This window comes from Saccharopolyspora gloriosae (assembly GCF_014203325.1).
GTDB classification, from domain to species: Bacteria; Actinomycetota; Actinomycetes; order Mycobacteriales; family Pseudonocardiaceae; genus Saccharopolyspora_C; species Saccharopolyspora_C gloriosae.
Window position 1 is genome coordinate 4,667,991 of sequence record NZ_JACHIV010000001.1, and the last position, 17,757, is coordinate 4,685,747.

General features: G+C 70.9%; 21 protein-coding genes. 10 read left to right on the forward strand and 11 right to left on the reverse strand.

What is annotated here, in order from left to right:
• Window positions 1-29: 29 nt before the first annotated feature.
• Complete coding sequence (locus BJ969_RS20215) at window positions 30-545, reverse strand: hypothetical protein (protein ID WP_184480985.1); 516 nt, start codon at window positions 543-545, stop codon at window positions 30-32.
• Complete coding sequence (locus BJ969_RS20220) at window positions 529-1,863, reverse strand: NsdA family TPR-like regulatory protein (RefSeq protein ID WP_184480987.1); 1,335 nt, start codon at window positions 1,861-1,863, stop codon at window positions 529-531. The genes BJ969_RS20215 and BJ969_RS20220 overlap by 17 nt, the downstream gene beginning before the upstream one ends.
• A 353-nt stretch (window positions 1,864-2,216) precedes the next feature.
• On the opposite strand from BJ969_RS20220, the gene BJ969_RS20225 reads away from it, so the two are divergent.
• On the forward strand, window positions 2,217-2,603 hold the full coding sequence (locus BJ969_RS20225; protein WP_246457022.1) for a hypothetical protein: 387 nt from the start codon (window positions 2,217-2,219) through the stop codon (window positions 2,601-2,603).
• Window positions 2,604-2,641: 38 nt separating this feature from the next.
• On the opposite strand, the gene BJ969_RS20230 is transcribed toward BJ969_RS20225, so the two are convergent.
• From BJ969_RS20230 to BJ969_RS20240, 3 genes are read right to left on the reverse strand one after another with little or no spacing between them, the layout of a single operon-like run.
• On the reverse strand, window positions 2,642-3,163 hold the full coding sequence (locus tag BJ969_RS20230) for a flavoprotein (RefSeq protein WP_343071507.1): 522 nt from the start codon (window positions 3,161-3,163) through the stop codon (window positions 2,642-2,644).
• The gene (locus tag BJ969_RS20235; RefSeq protein WP_184480989.1) at window positions 3,160-3,306 is read right to left on the reverse strand and encodes a hypothetical protein; all 147 of its coding nucleotides are present in this window, start codon (window positions 3,304-3,306) and stop codon (window positions 3,160-3,162) included. Before BJ969_RS20235 ends, BJ969_RS20230 begins: the two co-directional genes overlap by 4 nt.
• A 58-nt stretch (window positions 3,307-3,364) precedes the next feature.
• Entirely contained in the window at window positions 3,365-4,363 is a 999-nt protein-coding gene (locus BJ969_RS20240; RefSeq protein WP_246457024.1) for an ABC transporter substrate-binding protein, read from the reverse strand.
• 73 nt (window positions 4,364-4,436) lie between these two features.
• On the opposite strand from BJ969_RS20240, the gene BJ969_RS20245 reads away from it, so the two are divergent.
• A complete protein-coding gene (locus BJ969_RS20245) occupies window positions 4,437-5,363 on the forward strand; it encodes a siderophore-interacting protein (RefSeq protein ID WP_184480993.1) in 927 nt (308 codons plus the stop codon).
• A gap of 323 nt (window positions 5,364-5,686) precedes the next feature.
• Window positions 5,687-6,373 carry a biliverdin-producing heme oxygenase gene (locus tag BJ969_RS20250; protein ID WP_184480996.1) on the forward strand — a complete coding sequence of 229 codons (687 nt, stop codon included), beginning with the start codon at window positions 5,687-5,689 and terminating at the stop codon, window positions 6,371-6,373.
• Between the two features lie 230 nt (window positions 6,374-6,603).
• Here the strand turns inward: BJ969_RS20250 and BJ969_RS20255 are convergent, their stop codons facing one another.
• Window positions 6,604-6,762, reverse strand: a complete 159-nt coding sequence (locus BJ969_RS20255; RefSeq protein ID WP_184480998.1) for a hypothetical protein — start codon at window positions 6,760-6,762, stop codon at window positions 6,604-6,606.
• Between the two features lie 110 nt (window positions 6,763-6,872).
• Between BJ969_RS20255 and BJ969_RS20260 the strand changes: the two genes are divergently transcribed.
• From BJ969_RS20260 to BJ969_RS20275, 4 genes are all read left to right on the forward strand, one after another.
• The gene (locus BJ969_RS20260) at window positions 6,873-7,730 is read left to right on the forward strand and encodes a helix-turn-helix domain-containing protein (RefSeq protein WP_184481001.1); all 858 of its coding nucleotides are present in this window, start codon (window positions 6,873-6,875) and stop codon (window positions 7,728-7,730) included.
• Complete coding sequence (locus tag BJ969_RS20265; protein ID WP_184481003.1) at window positions 7,727-7,912, forward strand: DUF397 domain-containing protein; 186 nt, start codon at window positions 7,727-7,729, stop codon at window positions 7,910-7,912. The genes BJ969_RS20260 and BJ969_RS20265 overlap by 4 nt, the downstream gene beginning before the upstream one ends.
• Window positions 7,913-8,085: 173 nt before the next feature.
• On the forward strand, window positions 8,086-8,910 hold the full coding sequence (locus BJ969_RS20270; protein WP_184481005.1) for an SAM-dependent methyltransferase: 825 nt from the start codon (window positions 8,086-8,088) through the stop codon (window positions 8,908-8,910).
• A gap of 323 nt (window positions 8,911-9,233) precedes the next feature.
• Window positions 9,234-9,662, forward strand: coding sequence for a hypothetical protein (locus tag BJ969_RS20275; RefSeq protein ID WP_184481007.1), 429 nt, complete (start codon window positions 9,234-9,236; stop codon window positions 9,660-9,662).
• Here the strand turns inward: BJ969_RS20275 and BJ969_RS30875 are convergent.
• Genes BJ969_RS30875 through BJ969_RS20290 form a run of 3 tightly spaced genes read right to left on the reverse strand, consistent with a single transcriptional unit; the run spans window position 9,583 to window position 11,530 of the window.
• Window positions 9,583-10,233, reverse strand: coding sequence for a DUF1990 family protein (locus tag BJ969_RS30875; protein ID WP_184481009.1), 651 nt, complete (start codon window positions 10,231-10,233; stop codon window positions 9,583-9,585). The two genes, BJ969_RS20275 and BJ969_RS30875, sit on opposite strands and share 80 nt — an antisense overlap.
• On the reverse strand, window positions 10,230-10,904 hold the full coding sequence (locus BJ969_RS30880; protein WP_184481011.1) for a DUF1990 family protein: 675 nt from the start codon (window positions 10,902-10,904) through the stop codon (window positions 10,230-10,232). Before BJ969_RS30880 ends, BJ969_RS30875 begins: the two co-directional genes overlap by 4 nt.
• On the reverse strand, window positions 10,901-11,530 hold the full coding sequence (locus BJ969_RS20290) for a DUF4383 domain-containing protein (protein ID WP_221315887.1): 630 nt from the start codon (window positions 11,528-11,530) through the stop codon (window positions 10,901-10,903). The genes BJ969_RS30880 and BJ969_RS20290 overlap by 4 nt, the downstream gene beginning before the upstream one ends.
• A gap of 194 nt (window positions 11,531-11,724) precedes the next feature.
• Between BJ969_RS20290 and BJ969_RS20295 the strand changes: the two genes are divergently transcribed.
• Window positions 11,725-12,870 (forward strand): hypothetical protein, encoded by a 1,146-nt coding sequence (locus tag BJ969_RS20295; protein WP_184481015.1) that lies wholly within the window; start codon window positions 11,725-11,727, stop codon window positions 12,868-12,870.
• A gap of 7 nt (window positions 12,871-12,877) precedes the next feature.
• Here BJ969_RS20295 and BJ969_RS20300 read toward each other — a convergent pair whose 3' ends face one another.
• The gene (locus BJ969_RS20300; protein ID WP_184481017.1) at window positions 12,878-13,144 is read right to left on the reverse strand and encodes a UBP-type zinc finger domain-containing protein; all 267 of its coding nucleotides are present in this window, start codon (window positions 13,142-13,144) and stop codon (window positions 12,878-12,880) included.
• A gap of 219 nt (window positions 13,145-13,363) precedes the next feature.
• Between BJ969_RS20300 and BJ969_RS20305 the strand changes: the two genes are divergently transcribed.
• Complete coding sequence (locus tag BJ969_RS20305; protein WP_221315888.1) at window positions 13,364-15,256, forward strand: S9 family peptidase; 1,893 nt, start codon at window positions 13,364-13,366, stop codon at window positions 15,254-15,256.
• Between the two features lie 131 nt (window positions 15,257-15,387).
• Complete coding sequence (locus tag BJ969_RS20310; protein WP_184481019.1) at window positions 15,388-16,959, forward strand: Na+/H+ antiporter; 1,572 nt, start codon at window positions 15,388-15,390, stop codon at window positions 16,957-16,959.
• 46 nt (window positions 16,960-17,005) lie between these two features.
• Here BJ969_RS20310 and BJ969_RS30885 read toward each other — a convergent pair whose 3' ends face one another.
• On the reverse strand, window positions 17,006-17,635 hold the full coding sequence (locus BJ969_RS30885) for a TetR/AcrR family transcriptional regulator (RefSeq protein WP_343071508.1): 630 nt from the start codon (window positions 17,633-17,635) through the stop codon (window positions 17,006-17,008).
• Window positions 17,636-17,757 lie beyond the last annotated feature (122 nt).

Here is a 17,757-nt window from a genome sequence, read left to right on the forward strand (position 1 = left end):
CGGACCGAACATCGCGGTGCGGATGCGGGTCAGTCGCGTTCGGCGCCTTCCGGCCACACGACGGTCACCGGCAGGCCGCGTTCCCGTGCCGCGTCCACGACGTCGGCGGTGCCACCTTGGCCGGGGGCCGGTCGTCCGTCCCACACTGCGAAGACCGCGTCGGCGGAGTCGAGGATGTGCTCGCTGGCGGCCATGTAGGCAGCGCTGTTCGACTCGGCGAACGGCATGGTGCGCACGGTGCTCGCCTCGGCGATGAGCTCGTCGAAGGTGGCGAGGTTGTCCGGCTGCACCTTCCGTTCGCGGTAGTCGGCCGCGGGCAGCGCGACCTCCAGCGTCCCGCCGCCGTCGAGCACGACGCGGGCGAAGATCTGATCGGCGCCGCGCGCGAGGCAGCTCATGCCGACCACATCGGCACGTCCGGCGAGCTCGGCTTCGAGCGCCTTGCGCACCAGACGACTCGTCTCCGCGGTCAGATTCGTGTGCCCGGTGATCCCGATGCGCACCTGTTCCCCTTCCGTTCCATCGTGCTCAAGTGATGACCACATCGCGCACGGCGTCGCGTGTGGCACGCACCCGGGGCGATCGACCGAACCGTTGTGATTCCTGGTAAAAGTCCCGCAGCTTCGCCCCGACGCGGCCGGATGCCCAGTCGGCCGCGATGGGAAGAGCCGTCTCGATCAGTTCGCACGCATAGTCGGGTTCCGCAGTGACGAGGTGCGTGCGAGCGAGGCCGATCAAGTCGAACGCGCGGTTCCGCACGCTGGCGGGATCTCGAAGCGCAAGCGCTCGGCCGATGTAGTCCTGTGCGTGACGCGCCTGCTTCGCTTGTTCACTGGATACCGCGAGATCTCTCCAGCGGGCGCCAAGCACGCCGAAAAGCTCGGCTTGGTCGAGTCCCCCTATCGGCTCGTCCGTGCCGTTCGGCTCCTCTGCGAAGTGGTCTTCGGCGAGTCCGGCAGCCCGGCGGAACGGTTGGACTTCGCCTGTTTGCGCGTACGACCATGCTTCGCGCGTCGCCAAGAGGGAGCGAAGTCTCGGCCCGGCGGATTTGCGCGCCCCGTACTGCGCCAGCTGTACGAGTTCAAGACCGTCGTCCGGTTGCCGGACGTCGAAGCACTGGCGGGCGAACGACGCGAGGGTGAGTGCGGCGAAGGTGTCATCACCGGCGACTTTCGCGAACTTGACCGACAGCGAGTAGTACCGCTGAGCGGCGCGGTGAAGTCCGGCATCCCAGGACATTGACGCGGCGATCTCCGCGAGGTCCGCCCCCACGAGGTACGCGGGCCGCGTGGTCGGAGCCTCCGACACGTCCTTGAGCCGATCGCTGAGCTCATTGAGCTGCGCGAGCACAGCTTTGCGGGCGAGTCCACCCGTCGGAGTCTTGTTCCAGTCGTGGAACTGGCGGGCGATCTGCTGCCAGCCGACGAGCTCAGTTCCACTGATCGCCGATGCGCCCGGAAAACGGCCATGTGCAGGCGCAAGCCAGCGCTGGAGCGGTTCGGTGATGGCCGCTCCCGCGGTGGCCGATGCAGCACCGAGCGCTTGACGCCGAGACAGTGCCACATCCTCCCCCGTCATCTCCTCAGCAGTAGCCAGGACCTCCGCAGGATGCCATCCCGATGGGACTTCACCAACGCCGTTGAGAACCGTCCGCCCGACTGCTCGCTTACGGGGAGTGAAACCGAGCTCGTCATCGGTTTTCGCACCGAGCACTGCCCGCAGACCGGCACGATAGGCCGCGCCCGGCCAACGAACTTCACCGCGCTCGTACCGGGCAATTTGGTGTCGATCGAGCTCATAGCGCTTGTGCGTGGTCGAGAACAGGTACCGGTTGACCTCATCCGCGAGCTCGGACCGCGCCATGCACTCACCCGGAACACGCCGTGACTCGACCGCCTCACGAGCGTTTCGCAGCAACGAATTCGGCGCAGCCACGGCAACTCCCTCCGGTTGAACACCGAGTGTAACCACACCTGTCCTGCGGGTCAGATAGCAATCTGACCCGCGATGACCCGCGATCCGTATCGGTCGGAGTCCGCTACGCGCAGACAGTGGAGCCATGACTCGGCAAGAGCGCGACAGCCGCTTCAGCACCTCGAAGCGGCGCGCGCGACGTGTCCGACCTGCACCGCAGGCCGCACGCAACTCGGTTCCGACCCGGGAGCCGGCCGAAGAACACCGAGCACTGCCCGAAAAACCAAGAGTGAGGTATTTCGATGTCGATCACCGAGGGCACGCCGCAGCACCAGGGATCGCGACCGCATCCGTTGGACGCGTTCGTGACCGATCCGACCGGGATGCGGCCGTTGTGCGACGAGCGGACGTTCTCCGAGATCATGGCGGGCATCGTGGCCGATTCGGTGCCGCGCGTGTTCGCCGTCGTGCAGGAGTACGGCGAACGGGTCGACGGGTGCATCGCGGCCTGGGGCCTCGCGCTCGACGACCACGTGCAGGTCGTCTCCGTGCAGGAACGGGCGCACAGCACCGCCGCAACCGCCGAGGCATGCCTGCGCGAATACCGGTTCGGCACGCACATCCGGCCGCACATCGTCTGGTACGACCCCGACAAGGCCACCCCCACCGAAGCGGATGAGGACGACTGAAGGGGCGACCGCGCGGCGGTGCTGATGGACACCGGGGTTCAGGCCGGGATCGGCACCGCTGCGCGGAGTTTTTCCAGGTCGAAGGTGGCGGTGCCGTCCGGGGCTCGCACTAGGGTGTCGGACTGCGGGAGGAAGCGGACTCCCGCCTGCTCCAGCAGGGCCCGGTTCGTGGCGTACGCGGGATGGCGGCGCAGAACCGACTTCACGCACGGGGCGGCGACGATCGGCACTCCGAGGCAGAGCAGTTCGTTGAGCACGCCCAGCGCCGCCGTGTCGTTCACGCCCATCGCCCACTGGTTGAGGGTGTTGAACGTCAGCGGCGCCACCAGGACCGCGTCCGCCGCGGGGAACGGGTCGGGTTCGCCGAGGCGGCGCGCGGCGATCCGGGCCGGGATGCGGGCCGCGCGTTCCAGCGCGGGCACGTCGATCCAGGAAGCGGCCGTCTCCGACAGCACCGGGCACACCGTCCACCCGGCGGAGCCCAGCATGCGCACCAGTTCCGGCAGTTGCCGGACCGGTGGAGCCGCCGTACCGACCAGGTGCAGCACCTGCCCGCTCACCACCGCACTCCCGCGTCCGGGCCGGACATCGCCGACCTCCGCTCCTCGTCCAGCAACCCGATCGGCGTCTCCAGCACGATCACGTTGTACCCCAACACCTCCGGCGCGGTCTGCCGCTCATCCGGCGAAACCGCACCTCCCACCGGGCGAGGACGGGCACAGCGCTGGTGCGGATGCACCAGCCGCGGCGTCCGTTCGGCGTCATCCGACAGGGGTGTGCTCCTCCAGCTGCTCGGCGAGCTTGGTCATGATGTCCGCGTAGCTCGCGTAGCTGAACGGGGCGACGGCGTCCCACTCGACGAAGCGGTCCCGCGCCACCGATTCCTGCGCGGCGAAGACGGGGTTCTGCTTCATCCGCTCCGGCGGCAGCGAGGCCTCGCGGGTGTCCCACATCAGGACGTCCCCGGTGTAGGCGCCGGCGTTCTCCCAGGCGAGCCGCTCGAAGTAACCACCGCCCGCCGTGTCGGGATGCGCCGGGGTCTGGATCGGCAGCCCCAGTTCCCGCACGTAGTAGTCCAGGTCCGGGTTGCGGGCGGGGACGACGACGAAGAACTCCTGCTTCGTGCCGCCGACCGCGAGGATGCTGCGCCCCTGCGCGCGCATCCGCTCGCCGATGCCGCGCAACCGCTCCGCCGCCGCGTCGAACCGGGCCTGGTCCGCGCGGATCCGCTCGGAGTCCACATCGGACCCGAGCGAGCGGGCGAGCTCCTTGTAGGCGGTGATGGTCTCCGGCAGCGAGCGGCCGGACTGCTCGACACCGGCCGTCGGCACGAACTCCCGCACCCGGTCCTCCTGCTCGACGGTGAGGTGCCAGAGGCCGTCGAACTCGGCGTACTTGCCGCTGACCAGCAGGTCCGGGCGCAGGGCCGCCGCGCGCTCCAGGTTCAGCTCGCCGTAGCCGGGGCCGGTCACGTCGGCGACCGCCGCCGGGTCGATGCTGCCCGCCTCCGGCTCGGTGGTGCCGTCGTCGCGCACCAGCGGGCCGAACGTGGCGGTGACCGGCACGCCGAAGTCGTGCAGCGCACCCGCGGCCGAGACCTGCGCGATGATCCGGTGCGGCACCTCGTCGCTGCGCACCTCGACGCCGCGGTCGTCGACGTAGGTCCAGCCACCCGCCGAATCCTGCGGCGCGGGCGCGGAACAGCCCGCCAGCGCGGCCACCGCCAACGCCAATCCGGCCACGCGTGTTGTCCTCACCATCATCCACCCTCCTCGCGGTGAGGTTAGGCTAGCCTACGAACCGGCGGAGTCGATGCGGCGAAGAGGTGTGACGATGGTCCAGCGGCCCGAGGTGCTGCGCCCCGAGTACGTGATGTTCCAGGCGCGGGTGGCGCGCACCGAGCGCCTCGGCCCCAGCTTCGTGCGGATCACGTTCACCGGCGACGAGCTGCACCGCTTCGGCATCGGCGGCGGCGACCAGCGCGTGAAGCTGATCCTGCCGCTGCCCGGCCGCACCCTCGTGGACATGCCCGGCGGCGACGGCTGGTACACCCGCTGGCAGGCCATGCCCGACGAGACCCGCCCCACGCTGCGCACCTACACGGTCCGCGCGTACCGGGAACGGCCCGCCGAGCTCGACATCGACTTCGTGCTGCACGGCGTGGACTCCGGGCACGGCGGCCCCGCCTCCACCTGGGCCGCGACGGCCGAACCGGGCGACGAGGTGGCGCTGCTCGGACCGGATCGGCCGGGCACCGGCCGGATGTGGGGCTGCGAGTGGTCGCCCCCGCGCACCGCGCGACGCCTCGTGCTGGCCGGGGACGAGACCGCGGTCCCGGCGATGGCGGCGATCGTGGAATCGCTGCCCGCCGACTCGCGCGGCGTCGTGTGCGCCGAAGTGCCGACGGCCGAGGACGTGCAGGACTGGCGCGCACCGCGCGGCGTGGAGGTCCGCTGGCTGGTGCGGCAACGGCCGAACGGCTCGCTGCCGCACGGGGCGCTGCTGGAGGAGTCGGTGACCGGAGCGCTCGGCGAGCTCGGACCGCGCCGCGCCGAACCCGCGGGCTTGGACGACGTGGACGTCGACGCGGTCACCCTGTGGGAGGTCCCGGAGGCCGGTTCCACCGACGGCGAGCTCTACGGCTGGCTGGCGGGCGAGGCCGCGGTGATCAAACGGCTGCGGCGGCTCCTGGTCCAGGAGCACAGCGTGCCGCGCGCCTCGGTGGCGTTCATGGGCTACTGGCGCGAAGGCCGCAGCTGATCATCCACAAAGGACTGATCGACCTTTCGGAATGATCTTTTGATCGGTGCCTCGTCAGCGGCGGAGCCACTGAGCAGCGACCGGCTTGAGCAAGGTGACCACCGGCGGGTTCTCAGCGGCTTCCTCGCGAGGACAGCGATTTCGTGGCGTAGGGAGCTGATCCCGCAGCGAGGAAGCCGCTGAGGTTCCGCCGAGCGACCAGCTGCGCAGGTCGCCCTGAAAGGACTCCTTGTCAACGGCCGCGGGCGACCCTTGGCAGCCACCCCCTCCCCGTGTCACGATCTCCGAGTTAAGTAAGGCTTACCTAACTGTCGGAGGTTCGAGTGTCCTCGCCAGCGCAGCAACCGGTACGCAGCGACTTCGCCGCCCGCCTCAGGTCCGACACCCGCGCCGACCACGCCCACGTCCAATCCCTGCCGTTCCTGCGGACCCTGCTCGCCGGCGAGCTCGAAGCCGACGCCTATGCCGTGATGCTCGGGCAGCACTACTTCGTCTACGAAGTGCTCGAACAGGCCGCGGAGGCGATGCGCAGCGACGTCGTCGCGGGCCCGTTCATCAGCGACCGGCTGCTCAGGTCGGCACACCTGGCGACCGACCTGCACCACTACCTAGGCCCCGACTGGCGCGAGGTGATCAAGCCGAGCGCGGCCACCGAGCGCTACCGCGAGCGGCTGCAGGAGGCGTGCTTCACCTGGCCCGGCGGGTTCGTCGCGCACCACTACACGCGCTGCCTGGCCGACCTCTCCGGCGGCCAGCTGATCCGCTCCGCGATGCGGCGCAGCCTGAACCCGCCCGACGACCGGGGATTCGCCTTCCTCACCTTCGACGACGTCCCCAGCAGCGCGGGCGTGCGCAACGCCTACCGGTTGCTGCTGGACACCGCGGGCTGGGACGAGCCCGAACAGCGGCGCATCATCGCCGAGGTGCGGCTCGCGTACCGCCTCAACGAGGCGGTCTTCGCCGACCTCGGCGAGCGGCTGCCCCCGCGAATTCCGCGCCAGCGCCGCTGAGCGCGGTTTCGGGGCGCGGAAAGGACTCGGACGCACCAATGCAACGTTTCCACTGAATTCCGCACTGATGCGGAATTCAGTGGAAACACTTGCACTACGCTGGATCGCATTGTCCGGACCGATTCAGCGCGGAGCCGCGGCCGGGGACATACCGGCGACAGCCGCCCGCGGCGACCCGGACGGGGCGGCGGAAACGAGATCCGTTTTAGGCCTCCGGACACCTTTCGTCCTCAATCACGCGCATCGGGTGGCGGCTCGATCGAAACCGCACGATCAACGCGCGACATGCCGATATCCCAGCACACAGCCGTTTTCACGAAGATCGCGAGATGCGCCGCGCGGCGCGCCGGACGTCCCGGATCGGGTCGAGTTCGCAATTCGAACGCCACGCGAAGATCAGGACCAGAAGGAAATCAGAATGCCAGAATCCGAGACCTCACGGCAATGACTCCTTCGGATGATCGCCGATGTCGCGGACAATGGATTAGCATTCAGCGACATGACCGCAACTCCACCACGACCGCGGGCCTATGTGCTCGGCGCCGAGCTGCGCGACGCGCGCCGCAAGAAAGGGCTCACGTTGCGGGGCCTCGCCTCGATCCTGGACGTCTCGCACTCCGTTCTGGTGCGCTGGGAGCACGGCGATCGGGTGCCGTCCGCCGAATCCGTGTCCGCCGTGTGCGTGGTGCTCGGTGTCAGCAGCACCGCGCAGGCCCGCATGCACAAGCTCGCGCGCGAGGCCGCCGCCGAACCGGCACCGGCGCTGAGCGTGGGCGCCACCGGCGGCTCGGACCAGCTCGCGACGCTGCTGGAATTCGAACGCACCGCCACGAAGATCACCGACGTCGCGCCGCTGCTCATCCCCGGCCTGCTGCAGGCCGCCGAGTACACCCGCGCGATCATGGAAACCGGCATCCCCGAGCGGGAGGCGAACAAGCGGGTCGCGATGCGGCAGGGACGCCGCGACATCATCACCCGCAAGCGCGCACCGGCGAAGTACACCGCGCTCATCCTCGAATCCGTGCTGCACCAGCCCATCGGCGTGCCCGGCGCCCGGCACGACCAACTGCGGTTCCTCGACGAAGTCGCCGAACGCGACAACGTCGAACTCCGGATCATCCCCGCCACCGCCGGCTGGACGCCCGCGCACGCCGGCCCCTTCGTGCTGCTGGAATTCGCGAAAGCGGACCCGGTCGTGCACCTCGAACACCACCGCTCCTCGGCGTTCCTGCAGGACGAGGACGCCGTCGACGCGTTCCGCTCCGCCCGCGACGAACTGGAACGGGTCGCGCTGAGCAGGGAGGACTCCCGCAAGCTCATCGCCGAGATCGCCGCGCGCGAACAGGTCCCGGCATGAACGTCGCGCCGCGGGGCTGGCGCAAGTCCTCGCACAGCAGCCAGGAGACCAACTGCGTCGAAGTCGGCGGCCTGCCCGGCGGCGGTGCCGCGGTGCGCGACACCAAGAACCGCGCCGCCGGGCACCTGAGCACCACACCGGCGCAGTGGTCCCGCTTCCTGCGCACCGTCCGCTGCCTCTGACGGAGGCCGGGCGGACGGCGCGACCACCGGTGCATCGCGATCAAGACGCACAACGATCGAGAGAGTCCGCCGCGAAAACCCTGCTCACGCGGTCCAGAGAGGAGGATCCGCGGCGGAACTCGCAACGGTTAGGTGATGCCGATCTTCGAGCCCGATGCCGTTGCGAGGTTGCCATGCCGATACCGTCCGACCCCTCGGATGCCATCGACACGAGCAGGCCGAGCTTGGCGCGGGTCTACGACTGCGCGCTCGGCGGCAAGGACAACTTCGAAGTCCACCGCGAACTCAGCAGGCGCATCAACGAAGCGGTCCCGGAAGCGCGGACCATCGCCCTGACCAGCCGCGCGTTCCTCATCCGCGCCGTGCGGTTCCTCGCCCGCGAAGCCGGCGTCGACCAGTACCTGGACTGCGGCTCCGGACTGCCGACCGCCGAGAACACCCACCAGATCGCCCAGCGCGTGAACCCGGAAGCCCAAGTGGTGTACGTGGACAACGATCCGACGGTCGCCGCGCACAGCAGAGCGCTATTGGCCGACAACGATCGCAGCCACTTCCTCGACGCCGACATCTTCGAGCCCAGCCGGGTCCTCGACGACCCGCTGGTGCGCGACAAGCTCGACTTCACGCGCCCTCTCGCGCTGCTGCACGTCGGCACGCTGCACCACTACGACGAAGCGGCACGCGGCAGGCCCGCCGCCGACATCGTGCGGGAATACGTGGCGGCGCTGCCGTCCGGTTCGTTCGTGGCGTTCAACCACTTCCTCGACCCCGAGGACGAGCACAGCGAACACGCGCACCGGGTGCAGAAGCTGCTCGCCACCGGACTCGGATCCGGATTCTTCCGCACCCGCGCCGAAATCGAAGCGATGCTGGCGAGCCTGGACCTGCTCGACCCCGGCCTCGTCGTCACCGACGACTGGTGGCCGGACGGGCCTCGGCTCACACCGCTGCCCGCGGCGGCGCACTGCGTAGCCGCGGCCATCGGCCGGAAGCCTTGAGTGTTGACGGCTTGTCTTGCTCGGGTGTCCGGGTGGCGGAACCTCAGTGCCTTCCTCGCTGCGGGATCTTTTTCCCGAGTGGCTCCGCCACGAGGGAAAAAGCTGTCCTCGCGAGGAAGCAGCTGAGAACCCGCGGGTGAGGACTTTTCGACGTGGGCTATGTGCTTCGCACATACAGGCACGGCCTTCGGCCGCCAGGCACGGCCTTCGGCCGCTGGCAGGGCAAACACCCACGAATTCGCCGGGGCGACTGCGGGCTCAGGACTCCGCTCACCTTGGGGAGATCCAGGTGCGGTTGGTGTCGTTCCTGGGTAGCCGGGGGCATGGGGTCGGATGTCGTGGAGGTGTTCCCGTTCCGGTTCGGGCGGGCGCACCGGGTGCTGGGGTTGCCGTTCGGCGTCGCGCCGCCGACCACGTGGGTGCGGGTCAGCGGCAGCGAGTTCACCGTGCGGTTCGGGCCGTGGTGCCTGCGCACCGGGCGGTCGAACATCATCGGCACCGCCATCACCGGCCCGTACTGCCTGCTGACCACGGCCGGGCCCGCGCGCATGTCGGCGACCGACGGCGGGCTGACCTGCGCCACCAACGGAGAACGCGGCCTGTGCGTCCGGTTCGCCGACCCGATGCCCGGCATCGAACCGCTGGGCCTGCTGCGGCATCCGGCCGTGACCGTCACGGTGGCGGAGTGCGACCGCCTCGCCGAGCTACTGGCTCCGTCAACTCGGCCATCCGGCGGCACGCGCTCCGGATGAACCGCAGCTGGGTGCTCCGGCCGAACAGCGCGAAACCCAAGCGCACCACCGGATTCGGGATCGAGGCCGCTCGGGAGAACGCGTGCACGCGGAACTCCACGTCGCCGCTGACGAGATCCTTGCGCACCAGGAAGTCCATCTGCCCCTGCTCCAGATGCCCCCGCAGCGTGCGGTAGTTCCACCCCCACACCCGCTCCCCGTCGCGCGTCGTGTCGGTGACCGACCCGACCCGGCACGGCAGCATGAACACGAGCCCGTGGAAATCGGTCTCCAACAGCAGTTCCGAGCCCACCAGGTCGTCCGAGGAACGGCAGGCGCGGCGCACCACGGTCGGATCGGCGAACTTGTAGTCCCGCGCCAGGGCGCACGCCCGCTCCCAAGGCCCGCCCGACAACGGCGGCCCCGGCGGCTCCCCCGGCAACGGCTGCCGGAAGTCGTCCACCTTCCACTTCGGACCGGGCTGCTCCGGATCGACGGCGTGCACGTCGAAGTTGACCGGCAACGTCCGCAGCCGTTCGAGTTCCCGGCTCAAGTGCGGGTCGTCGTCGCACCGCAGACCGGTCACGCTCACCTCCGCTCCCCGGCCGGCTCGCCCCGGCCGGTGTAGATCTCCACTCCGTTGCGCAACCGGCCACCGGACGCGGCGCAGACCCGGGTGCAGCACCGCACCCACATGTACGCCTGGATCTGCCGCGACAACCGCAGCCGGTCGTAGAGCAGGTCCGCGACCCAACCGCTGCTGCGCGCCCAGGACTCGATCTCGAACAGCAGCCGCATCCCGTGATCGGTGGCGCGGAACTCGATCTGCCCGGCCTCCAGGTGACCGCGCCGGGTCGCCAGCCGGAACGACGTCGGCGTCACCTCCAGCACCCGGACCGGTCCGTTCCACGGGCCGGGCATCCGCACCACCAGGTCGTCGCCCGCACGCAGGTCCACGTGATCGGCCTCCGGGGCGAAGACCGCCACCTCGCCCGGCACCATCCGGTCCGGGGCGGCGACGAACAGCGCCATCACCTCCTCAGCACCGCGCAGGTGCAGGTCGATGTCGGCGGAGTAGCGGCGGTGGAACAGCGGGCCGCAACCGTCCTCCGGCAGCTGCAGGTCCGCCGCCGGGCTCGGCGGATCCGGCGGGCGAACCTCCTCCTCGCACTCCACGAGGTGCACCGGGACGTCGCTGGTGAACTCGCGCAGCACCGCCAGCAGCAGTCCCGGCGGCCAGCGCCACAGCCACGGGAGGATCACACGTACCCGCCTTCGGTGCGGCGGCGGGCCCGGGCCCGCTCCACCGCGCGGCGCCGAGCCTGGTCGCGCATGACGAGCTGGGTCTGCTCCGGAGTCGGATGCCCCTCACCCATGGCGATCTCCGCGTCCCGGTACTGCTGCTCCTCGGACTCCACGGGCTGGCGCTCGTCGTCGAGCTGCTCCTCCGGGTCCGGGCGGCGGGTGCGCATCGGATGCTCCCGCCGGTACGGGTTGTCCGGCGGCAACCCGCCCGACAACCGCCCGTACAGGCCGGTGCACAGCAAGATCAGCCCGACCACGAGGCTGAACAGCACGTTCGGCATCCGGAACGCCAGCAGGTTCAGCGGCGAGTTCAGGATCGCCAAGTGCACCAGCCCGGACAGCAGGAACAACGCCCCCACGAACGTGGTCACCGTGGACGCCTGCCTGCCGCCCCACGCCGCGCACCCGATCAGCACCGCGCCGGCCACCAGGGAGATCACCGACAGCAGCCCGTTGCTGGACAACCCCAGCACCACGTGCCCCCGGGTGGAGAAGAACTCCAGCCCGCGAGCCAGCCCGAGGATGCCGAACACCCACAACCCCAGTCCCAGCAGCACCGCGCCGATCCGGTGAACCGTGTGCACCGGATGCGGTTGAACCGTTCTCCCGCGTCTCATCACCCACCCCCGGAACCCGTGATTATGCTCTGCGGCTACCCGGTATCCGAACCGGTTACACCGGGCTCCGCGCATCGCCCGGACGCCGGGTACCGCAGCGATGATCACCCGCCATACAGTGGTCGGCGCCGTGACAGCGACCGATGCGGAGTGGCCGGACGATGAGCCGCGACAACAAGATCTTGCTGGCCGCGCTCGCCGCCGGTTCCGCGCTGGTGCCCGCCGTGCTCGTCCTGGCGCTGCGCTGGCCGCTGTGGGCCTGGCTGCTGATCGCCGCCGGGCTGCTCGCCTGCGTCGGCGCCTACGCGCGGCGGCTGGTCCAGCTGCACCGGCAGCAGGAGCTGCGGGAGGCGCTGGTCGTGCAGCAGCAACGGCCCGCCGCACCCGCGGAGCCCGAGCCGGAACCGCCCCGGCAGCGGCTCGTGCGGGACGTCGCGCTGCCCAGCTCCGAGGACGACTACCGGTTCGTGTTCGGCGCGACGGTGTGGTGGCGGCGCCCGGTCGACGCGGTCGGCGTGGCGCACGAGAACCCGGCCGGGCTGGCCGTCGACACCCTGCTGACCCGCGCCCGCGAGATCACCTCCGTCGAACATCCCGGCGGGGCCGACGTGGTGGCGCACAAGCTGGCGGGCGCGCTCGGCGCGGTGCAGCGCGACCAGCACGGGCACGTGGAGACCTGGGCCGCGGAGGTGACGCTGACGCTGCCCGAGGACGACACCGACCGGCTGCGGCGGCTCGCCGAGGTCCGCAAGGACGAGCAGCTGTGGCACCGGGAACGCGACCACGAGCGCAGCAAGCGCGCCTACCTCGGTGACGAAGTGCTGCGCGACACCGGCAGCGCCATCGTGTGGTGGCTGGCGCGCAACGAGAACGACGTGGAACGCGCCGCCGAGCTCATCGGCACCCTCGCCCAGTTGTCGGCGGCGGCCAACGGCACCGAGATCGCCGAGCAGTTCCGGCACCTGGTGCCCTCGTCCCGGCAGGCCCCGTTCCGCGACGGGCTGCCGTTCCAGCGCGACTCGTTGTCGTTCAGCGGCACCTTGGACTCCGGCCAGTTCTTCTCCTACGGGCAGCTCTCCGCCGGTTCCGCCGCAGGCCTGCCCGAGGACGCCGAGCACAGCGCCATCGACCACGTGCACGGACTGATCGACAAGCTCAGCCCGGAATCCGAGGACACCGACCGCACCCAGCTCGCCACCCGCCTGGCGGCCCTGTTCGACGGCGCGGGCCAGCAGGACTTCGCCGACGCCATCCGACGCCGCTACGGCAGGTTCGGCCACCCCGACGACGCCACGATCTCGCCCTGAGGACCCCTCAGCCGAGGCGTTCGTCCCGGTAGCACCAGGCCCAGGACTCGCCCGGTTCGAACGAGCGGATCACCGGGTGGCCGGAGCCGTGGAAGTGGGCCGTCGCGTGCTGCCGCGGACTGGAGTCGCAGCAGCCGACGTGCCCGCATTCGGTGCACAGCCGCAGATGCGCCCACACGTCCAGCCCCAGCCGCGCGCAGTCCTCGCACGCCGTCCGGGAACCCGGTTCGGGATCGCGTCCCGCCGCCCGCTCCAAGTGCTCGCACCCGGCCACCGGCCACCTCCCGCGCTCGTCGCCGGAACTCCTGCGGGAATTGTCCCGTCCCGACGCGCCCCCTGGCGAGCCCGGCGACCGCGCGGCCCGCTATGACCGGGAACACGCCCGCGGAGCCTTGAGCATGCCGCGACGGCCAGGTGTTTCGTCGACTTCGACAGACCACCCGACCCGCCGAGGTGCCACGCCCCCGGCCGGGCAGACCGATCGGAGCACCGCATGACCACGCAGCTGGGCGCCCCGCCGAGGCGCATCGAGGCCGAGGAGTTCTTCGCGGACCCCTCGTTCGCCGGGGCGTCGATCTCGCCGGACGGCACGCGGCTCGCCTACCTGGCGCCGGCGCACGGGCGGATCAACGTGTGGATCCGGGGCATCGACGAGCAGCACGAGGACGCGGTCTGCGTCACGCACGACACCCGGCGCGGCATCCACGCCTACCACTGGACCGACGACCCGCGCTGGCTGCTCTACGAGCAGGACACCGACGGCAACGAGGACTGGCACCTCTACCGCGTGGACCTCGACGCGCCCGGCGAACCCGCGGTCGACCTGACCCCGTTGCCGCCGGGATCGCGGATGCTCGGCGTGGAGCCGATGAAGTCCGCCCCCGGCAGCGTGCTCGTCTCGATGAACCGGCGGCCGTTGTACTTCGACCTGTTCCGGATCGACGTCGCCACCGGCGAGACGACGACGCTGGTGGAGCAGTCCGATCCGCGGGGCGGCTACCTCGTCGACCGCGACGCGCGGCCCGCCTTCTACTCGACGGTGGCCGACGACGGGACCCACGAGTTCCACGCCGTCGACCCCGCCACCGGCGACCTGCGCTTCCTGCGCCGCCTGGGCGGCCCGGAGCACCCGGTGGGCGTGCACCCGCAGCTGGTGACGCCCGACGGGCAGGGCCTGCTCGTGGGCGTCTACCAGGACTCCGACGACCTCCGGCTCGTCCGCATCGACCGGACGACCGGCGAGGAGACCGTGGTCGCGGCCGTGGACGGCCACAGCCTGTGCACCTTGGGGCCGATCAGCGCCGGGCTACCGCCGACCGTGTTCACCAGCAAGCGGACCGGGGAGGTCATCGCGGCCCGCTTCGTCGGCGACCGGCCGATCGTCGAAGTCCTGGACCCGCACTTCGCGGAGGTGCACGCCGCGCTGTCCGAGCTCTCCGACGGCGTGCTGAGCTCGGTGTCCTCGGACGAGTCGGAGCAGCGCTGGGTCGTCTCCTTCATCCACGACCGCGAACCCGGGGCGACCTGGTTCTACGACCACGGCACCGGGCAGAGCAGGCTGCTGTTCCGCCCGTACCCGGAGCTCGACCCGGCCGAGCTGGCCCCGATGACGGCGGTGCGCTTCCCGGCCCGCGACGGGCTGCCGCTGCACGGGTTCCTGACGCTGCCGGTCGGCGTCGCACCCGAGCGGCTGCCGCTGGTGCTGCTCGTGCACGGCGGGCCGTGGGCCCACGACACGTGGAGCTACGACCCGTCGGTGCAGTTCCTGGCCAACCGCGGCTACGCGGTGCTGCAGGTCAACTTCCGCGGCTCCACCGGTTACGGCAAGCGCCACCTCACCAGCGCGATCGGCGAGCTCGGCGGCAAGATGCACGACGACCTGATCGACGCCGCCGACTGGGCGGTGGAGCAGGGCTACGCCGACCGCGACCGCATCGGCGTCTACGGCGGTTCCTACGGCGGCTACGCGGCGCTCGTCGGCGTCACCGTCACCCCCGATCGCTTCGCCGCCGCCGTGGACTACGTGGGCATCTCGGACCTGGCGAACTTCATGCGCACCTTGCCGCCGTTCGTCCGGCCGCACATGGCCAACAACTGGTACCGCTACGTCGGCGACCCTGCGGACCCCGCGCAGGAAGCCGACATGCTGGCCCGCTCCCCCATCACGATGGTCGACCGGATCCGCACGCCGCTGCTGGTCGCCCAGGGCGCCAACGACGTCCGCGTGGTCCAGGAGGAGTCCGACAACATCGTCGAGTCGCTGCGGGCCCGCGGGGTCCCCGTCGAATACCTCGTCGCCGAGGACGAGGGCCACGGCTTCGCCAATCCGGAGAACCAGATCCGCCTGTACCGCGCGATCGAACGGCACTTCGCCGAGCACCTCTGACGAGCGCGGGCACGTCCCGTCGCCGACCCGCCGCGCGGGTGTTCGCGGCGCGGCGGGGTCGGCGAGGCGCAGCGGCGCCGCGGCGTCCCTAGACTTCCGGCGGAACCCAGCCGCCGGGAGGACGGAGACGCATGCACCTGTTCCCGGATCTGATGGTGCTGCTGGCGGTGGCGCTGGCGATCACCGCCCTCGCCCGCCGGTGGGGGCTGTCCGAGCCGCTGGTGCTGGTGCTCGCCGGGCTCGCGCTGTCGTTCGTGCCGGGCGTGCCGGACTACTCGATCAATCCAGAGCTGATCCTCGTCCTGGTGCTGCCGCCGCTGCTGTACTCGGCGGCGCTGACCAGCTCCACGCTCGGGTTCCGCGCCAACGCCCGCCCCATCGGCTCGCTGGCGCTGGGCGCCGTGCTCGTCACGACGCTGGTCACCGGGCTGGTGGCGTGGTGGCTGGTGCCCGCGATGCCGCTGGGCGCGGCGCTCGTGCTGGGCGCGGTGGTGGCGCCGCCGGACGCCGTCGCGGCGACGTCCATCGGCCGCAGGCTCGGGTTGCCGCGCAAGGTGATGACGGTGCTCAGCGGCGAGAGCCTCGTCAACGACGCGACGGCGCTCACCGCCTACCGGGTCGCCGTGGCCACCGTGATCGGCACCGGGTATTCGCTGCCGGCGGGCGTGGGCGTGTTCCTGCTGGCCGCGGTCGGCGGGCTCGTCGTGGGTTTCGCGGTGGGCTGGGTGGTGCACCGGGTTCGGCAGGCGCTCTCGGACGGGGTGCTGGAGAGCGCGGCGGGCCTGCTGGTGCCGTTCGCGGCGTACCTGCTGGCGGAGGAGATCGGGGCGTCCGGGGTGCTCGCCGTGGTCGTCGCCGGTCTCTACCTGGGGCAGCGCTCGCCGACGGGCAGCGCCTCGGTGCGGTTGCAGGACCGGGCGGTGTGGCTGGCGGCCGACACGCTGCTGGAGGCGCTGGTGTTCGCGCTGATCGGGTTGCAGCTGCGCGGCGTCACCGAGGGCGTGGCGGGGCAGCTGGGCCCGCTGGTGCTGGTCGGGCTCGCGCTGACCGCGACGGTCGTGCTGGTGCGCGCGCTGTGGGTGTTCACCACGATGCAGCTGCCGGAACTGCTGCTGCGCCGCGGCAGCGCCCCGCCGTGGCGCTACGGCGCCGTCGTGTCCTGGGCCGGGATGCGCGGCGTGGTGTCGCTGGCCGCGGCGGCGGCGATCCCGCAGTTCACCTCGTCCGGCGCGATGTTCCCGCAGCGGCCCCAAGTGCTGTTCCTGGCGTTCTTCGTGACGCTGGGGACGCTGCTGCTGCACGGGGCCACGCTGCCCTGGGTGATCCGGACGCTCGGGGTCCGCGGCCAGGAGAACTACACGGACGCGCTCGCCGAAGCGGAGGCCGCGCACAACGCGGCCCTCGCGGCGCGGCGCAGGCTGGAGGAGCTGTCCGAGGACGAGGAGCCGCCGGAGGAGGTGACCGAACACCTGCGCCGCGCCGCGGAACGCCGCAGCAACCGGGCCTGGGAACGGCTCGGCCGCTCCGACGCGGAGGTCGGCGAGAGCCCCAGCGCCGCCTACCGCAGGCTGCGCGCGGAGATGCTCGCCGCGGAACGCGACGTGTTCGTGCGCTTCCGCGACGAAGGCCGCATCGACGACGAGGTGCTGCGCCGAGTCCTCCACGAACTCGACCTCGAAGACATGATGTTGCAACGCGAGTGACGACGGCTCGCGGGACTGATCGACGCTCCCGCCGGATGCTGCGAGCTCAGCGGGTGAACGACCGGATGTGGTCGAGGGCGGTGTCGAGCGCGATCTGCATGCTGCTCGCGTCCCGCCGCGCCTGGGCCAGCAGGTAGCCGCCCTGGAGCGCGGCGAGCAGGCCGGTGGCCAGGGCCGCCGGATCCGCCTCCTGCGCCAGTTCGCCGGTCTGCCGCATGTGCCGCAGGCCGGCGTGCAGTTCGCCCTCCCAGCGGTCGAATCCCCGCGCGATCGCCAGCCGGGCGGTCTCGGAGGAGTCGGACAGCGCGCTGGACAGCGAGCCGATGGGGCACCCGTGGGACCCCTTGCGGCTGCGGGTGGCGGTGACGATGGCGTCGCGCCACCGGTCCAGGCCGCTCATGGAGGTCGCGTTGCGCAGCAGGTGCTCCTGCGCGCCGAGCACCTGCCCGATCTGGAACTCCACGACGGCGTCGACGATCTCGGACTTGTCCGCGAAGTAGTGGTAGAGCTGCGACCTGCCGGTTCCGCTGACCGCGATGACGTCGTCGAGGCTCGTGCTCTCGACGCCCTGCTCGTGCATCAGCTCCGCGGCGGAGCGGACGATGCGCTCGCGGGTCGCGGCGCCCTTCGCGGTGAGGCGCTTCGGCTTGGCCGATGCGCGTGCTTCGTCGACCACGCGATCCTCTCTTTGTACCGAACGGTCCACTTGAGTCTACCTCATCGCCACTGGGAAACACTTTCCCTTGTAAAAATGTATCGCTTGGTACATTCTTGGCTCATTCGAACCGGACGAGGGGA

Coding starts and splice junctions, on each gene's coding strand:
- BJ969_RS20275 (WP_184481007.1), top strand. CDS start 9,234: ATGGGGTCGGATGTCGTGGAGGTGTTCCCGTTCCGGTTCGGGCGGGCG.
- BJ969_RS20220 (WP_184480987.1), bottom strand. CDS start 1,863: ATGGCGCGGTCCGAGCTCGCGGATGAGGTCAACCGGTACCTGTTCTCG.
- BJ969_RS20240 (WP_246457024.1), bottom strand. CDS start 4,363: ATGGTGAGGACAACACGCGTGGCCGGATTGGCGTTGGCGGTGGCCGCG.
- BJ969_RS20310 (WP_184481019.1), top strand. CDS start 15,388: ATGCACCTGTTCCCGGATCTGATGGTGCTGCTGGCGGTGGCGCTGGCG.
- BJ969_RS20225 (WP_246457022.1), top strand. CDS start 2,217: ATGTCGATCACCGAGGGCACGCCGCAGCACCAGGGATCGCGACCGCAT.
- BJ969_RS20295 (WP_184481015.1), top strand. CDS start 11,725: ATGAGCCGCGACAACAAGATCTTGCTGGCCGCGCTCGCCGCCGGTTCC.
- BJ969_RS20245 (WP_184480993.1), top strand. CDS start 4,437: ATGGTCCAGCGGCCCGAGGTGCTGCGCCCCGAGTACGTGATGTTCCAG.
- BJ969_RS20260 (WP_184481001.1), top strand. CDS start 6,873: ATGACCGCAACTCCACCACGACCGCGGGCCTATGTGCTCGGCGCCGAG.
- BJ969_RS20265 (WP_184481003.1), top strand. CDS start 7,727: ATGAACGTCGCGCCGCGGGGCTGGCGCAAGTCCTCGCACAGCAGCCAG.
- BJ969_RS20270 (WP_184481005.1), top strand. CDS start 8,086: ATGCCGATACCGTCCGACCCCTCGGATGCCATCGACACGAGCAGGCCG.
- BJ969_RS20305 (WP_221315888.1), top strand. CDS start 13,364: ATGACCACGCAGCTGGGCGCCCCGCCGAGGCGCATCGAGGCCGAGGAG.
- BJ969_RS20215 (WP_184480985.1), bottom strand. CDS start 545: ATGTGGTCATCACTTGAGCACGATGGAACGGAAGGGGAACAGGTGCGC.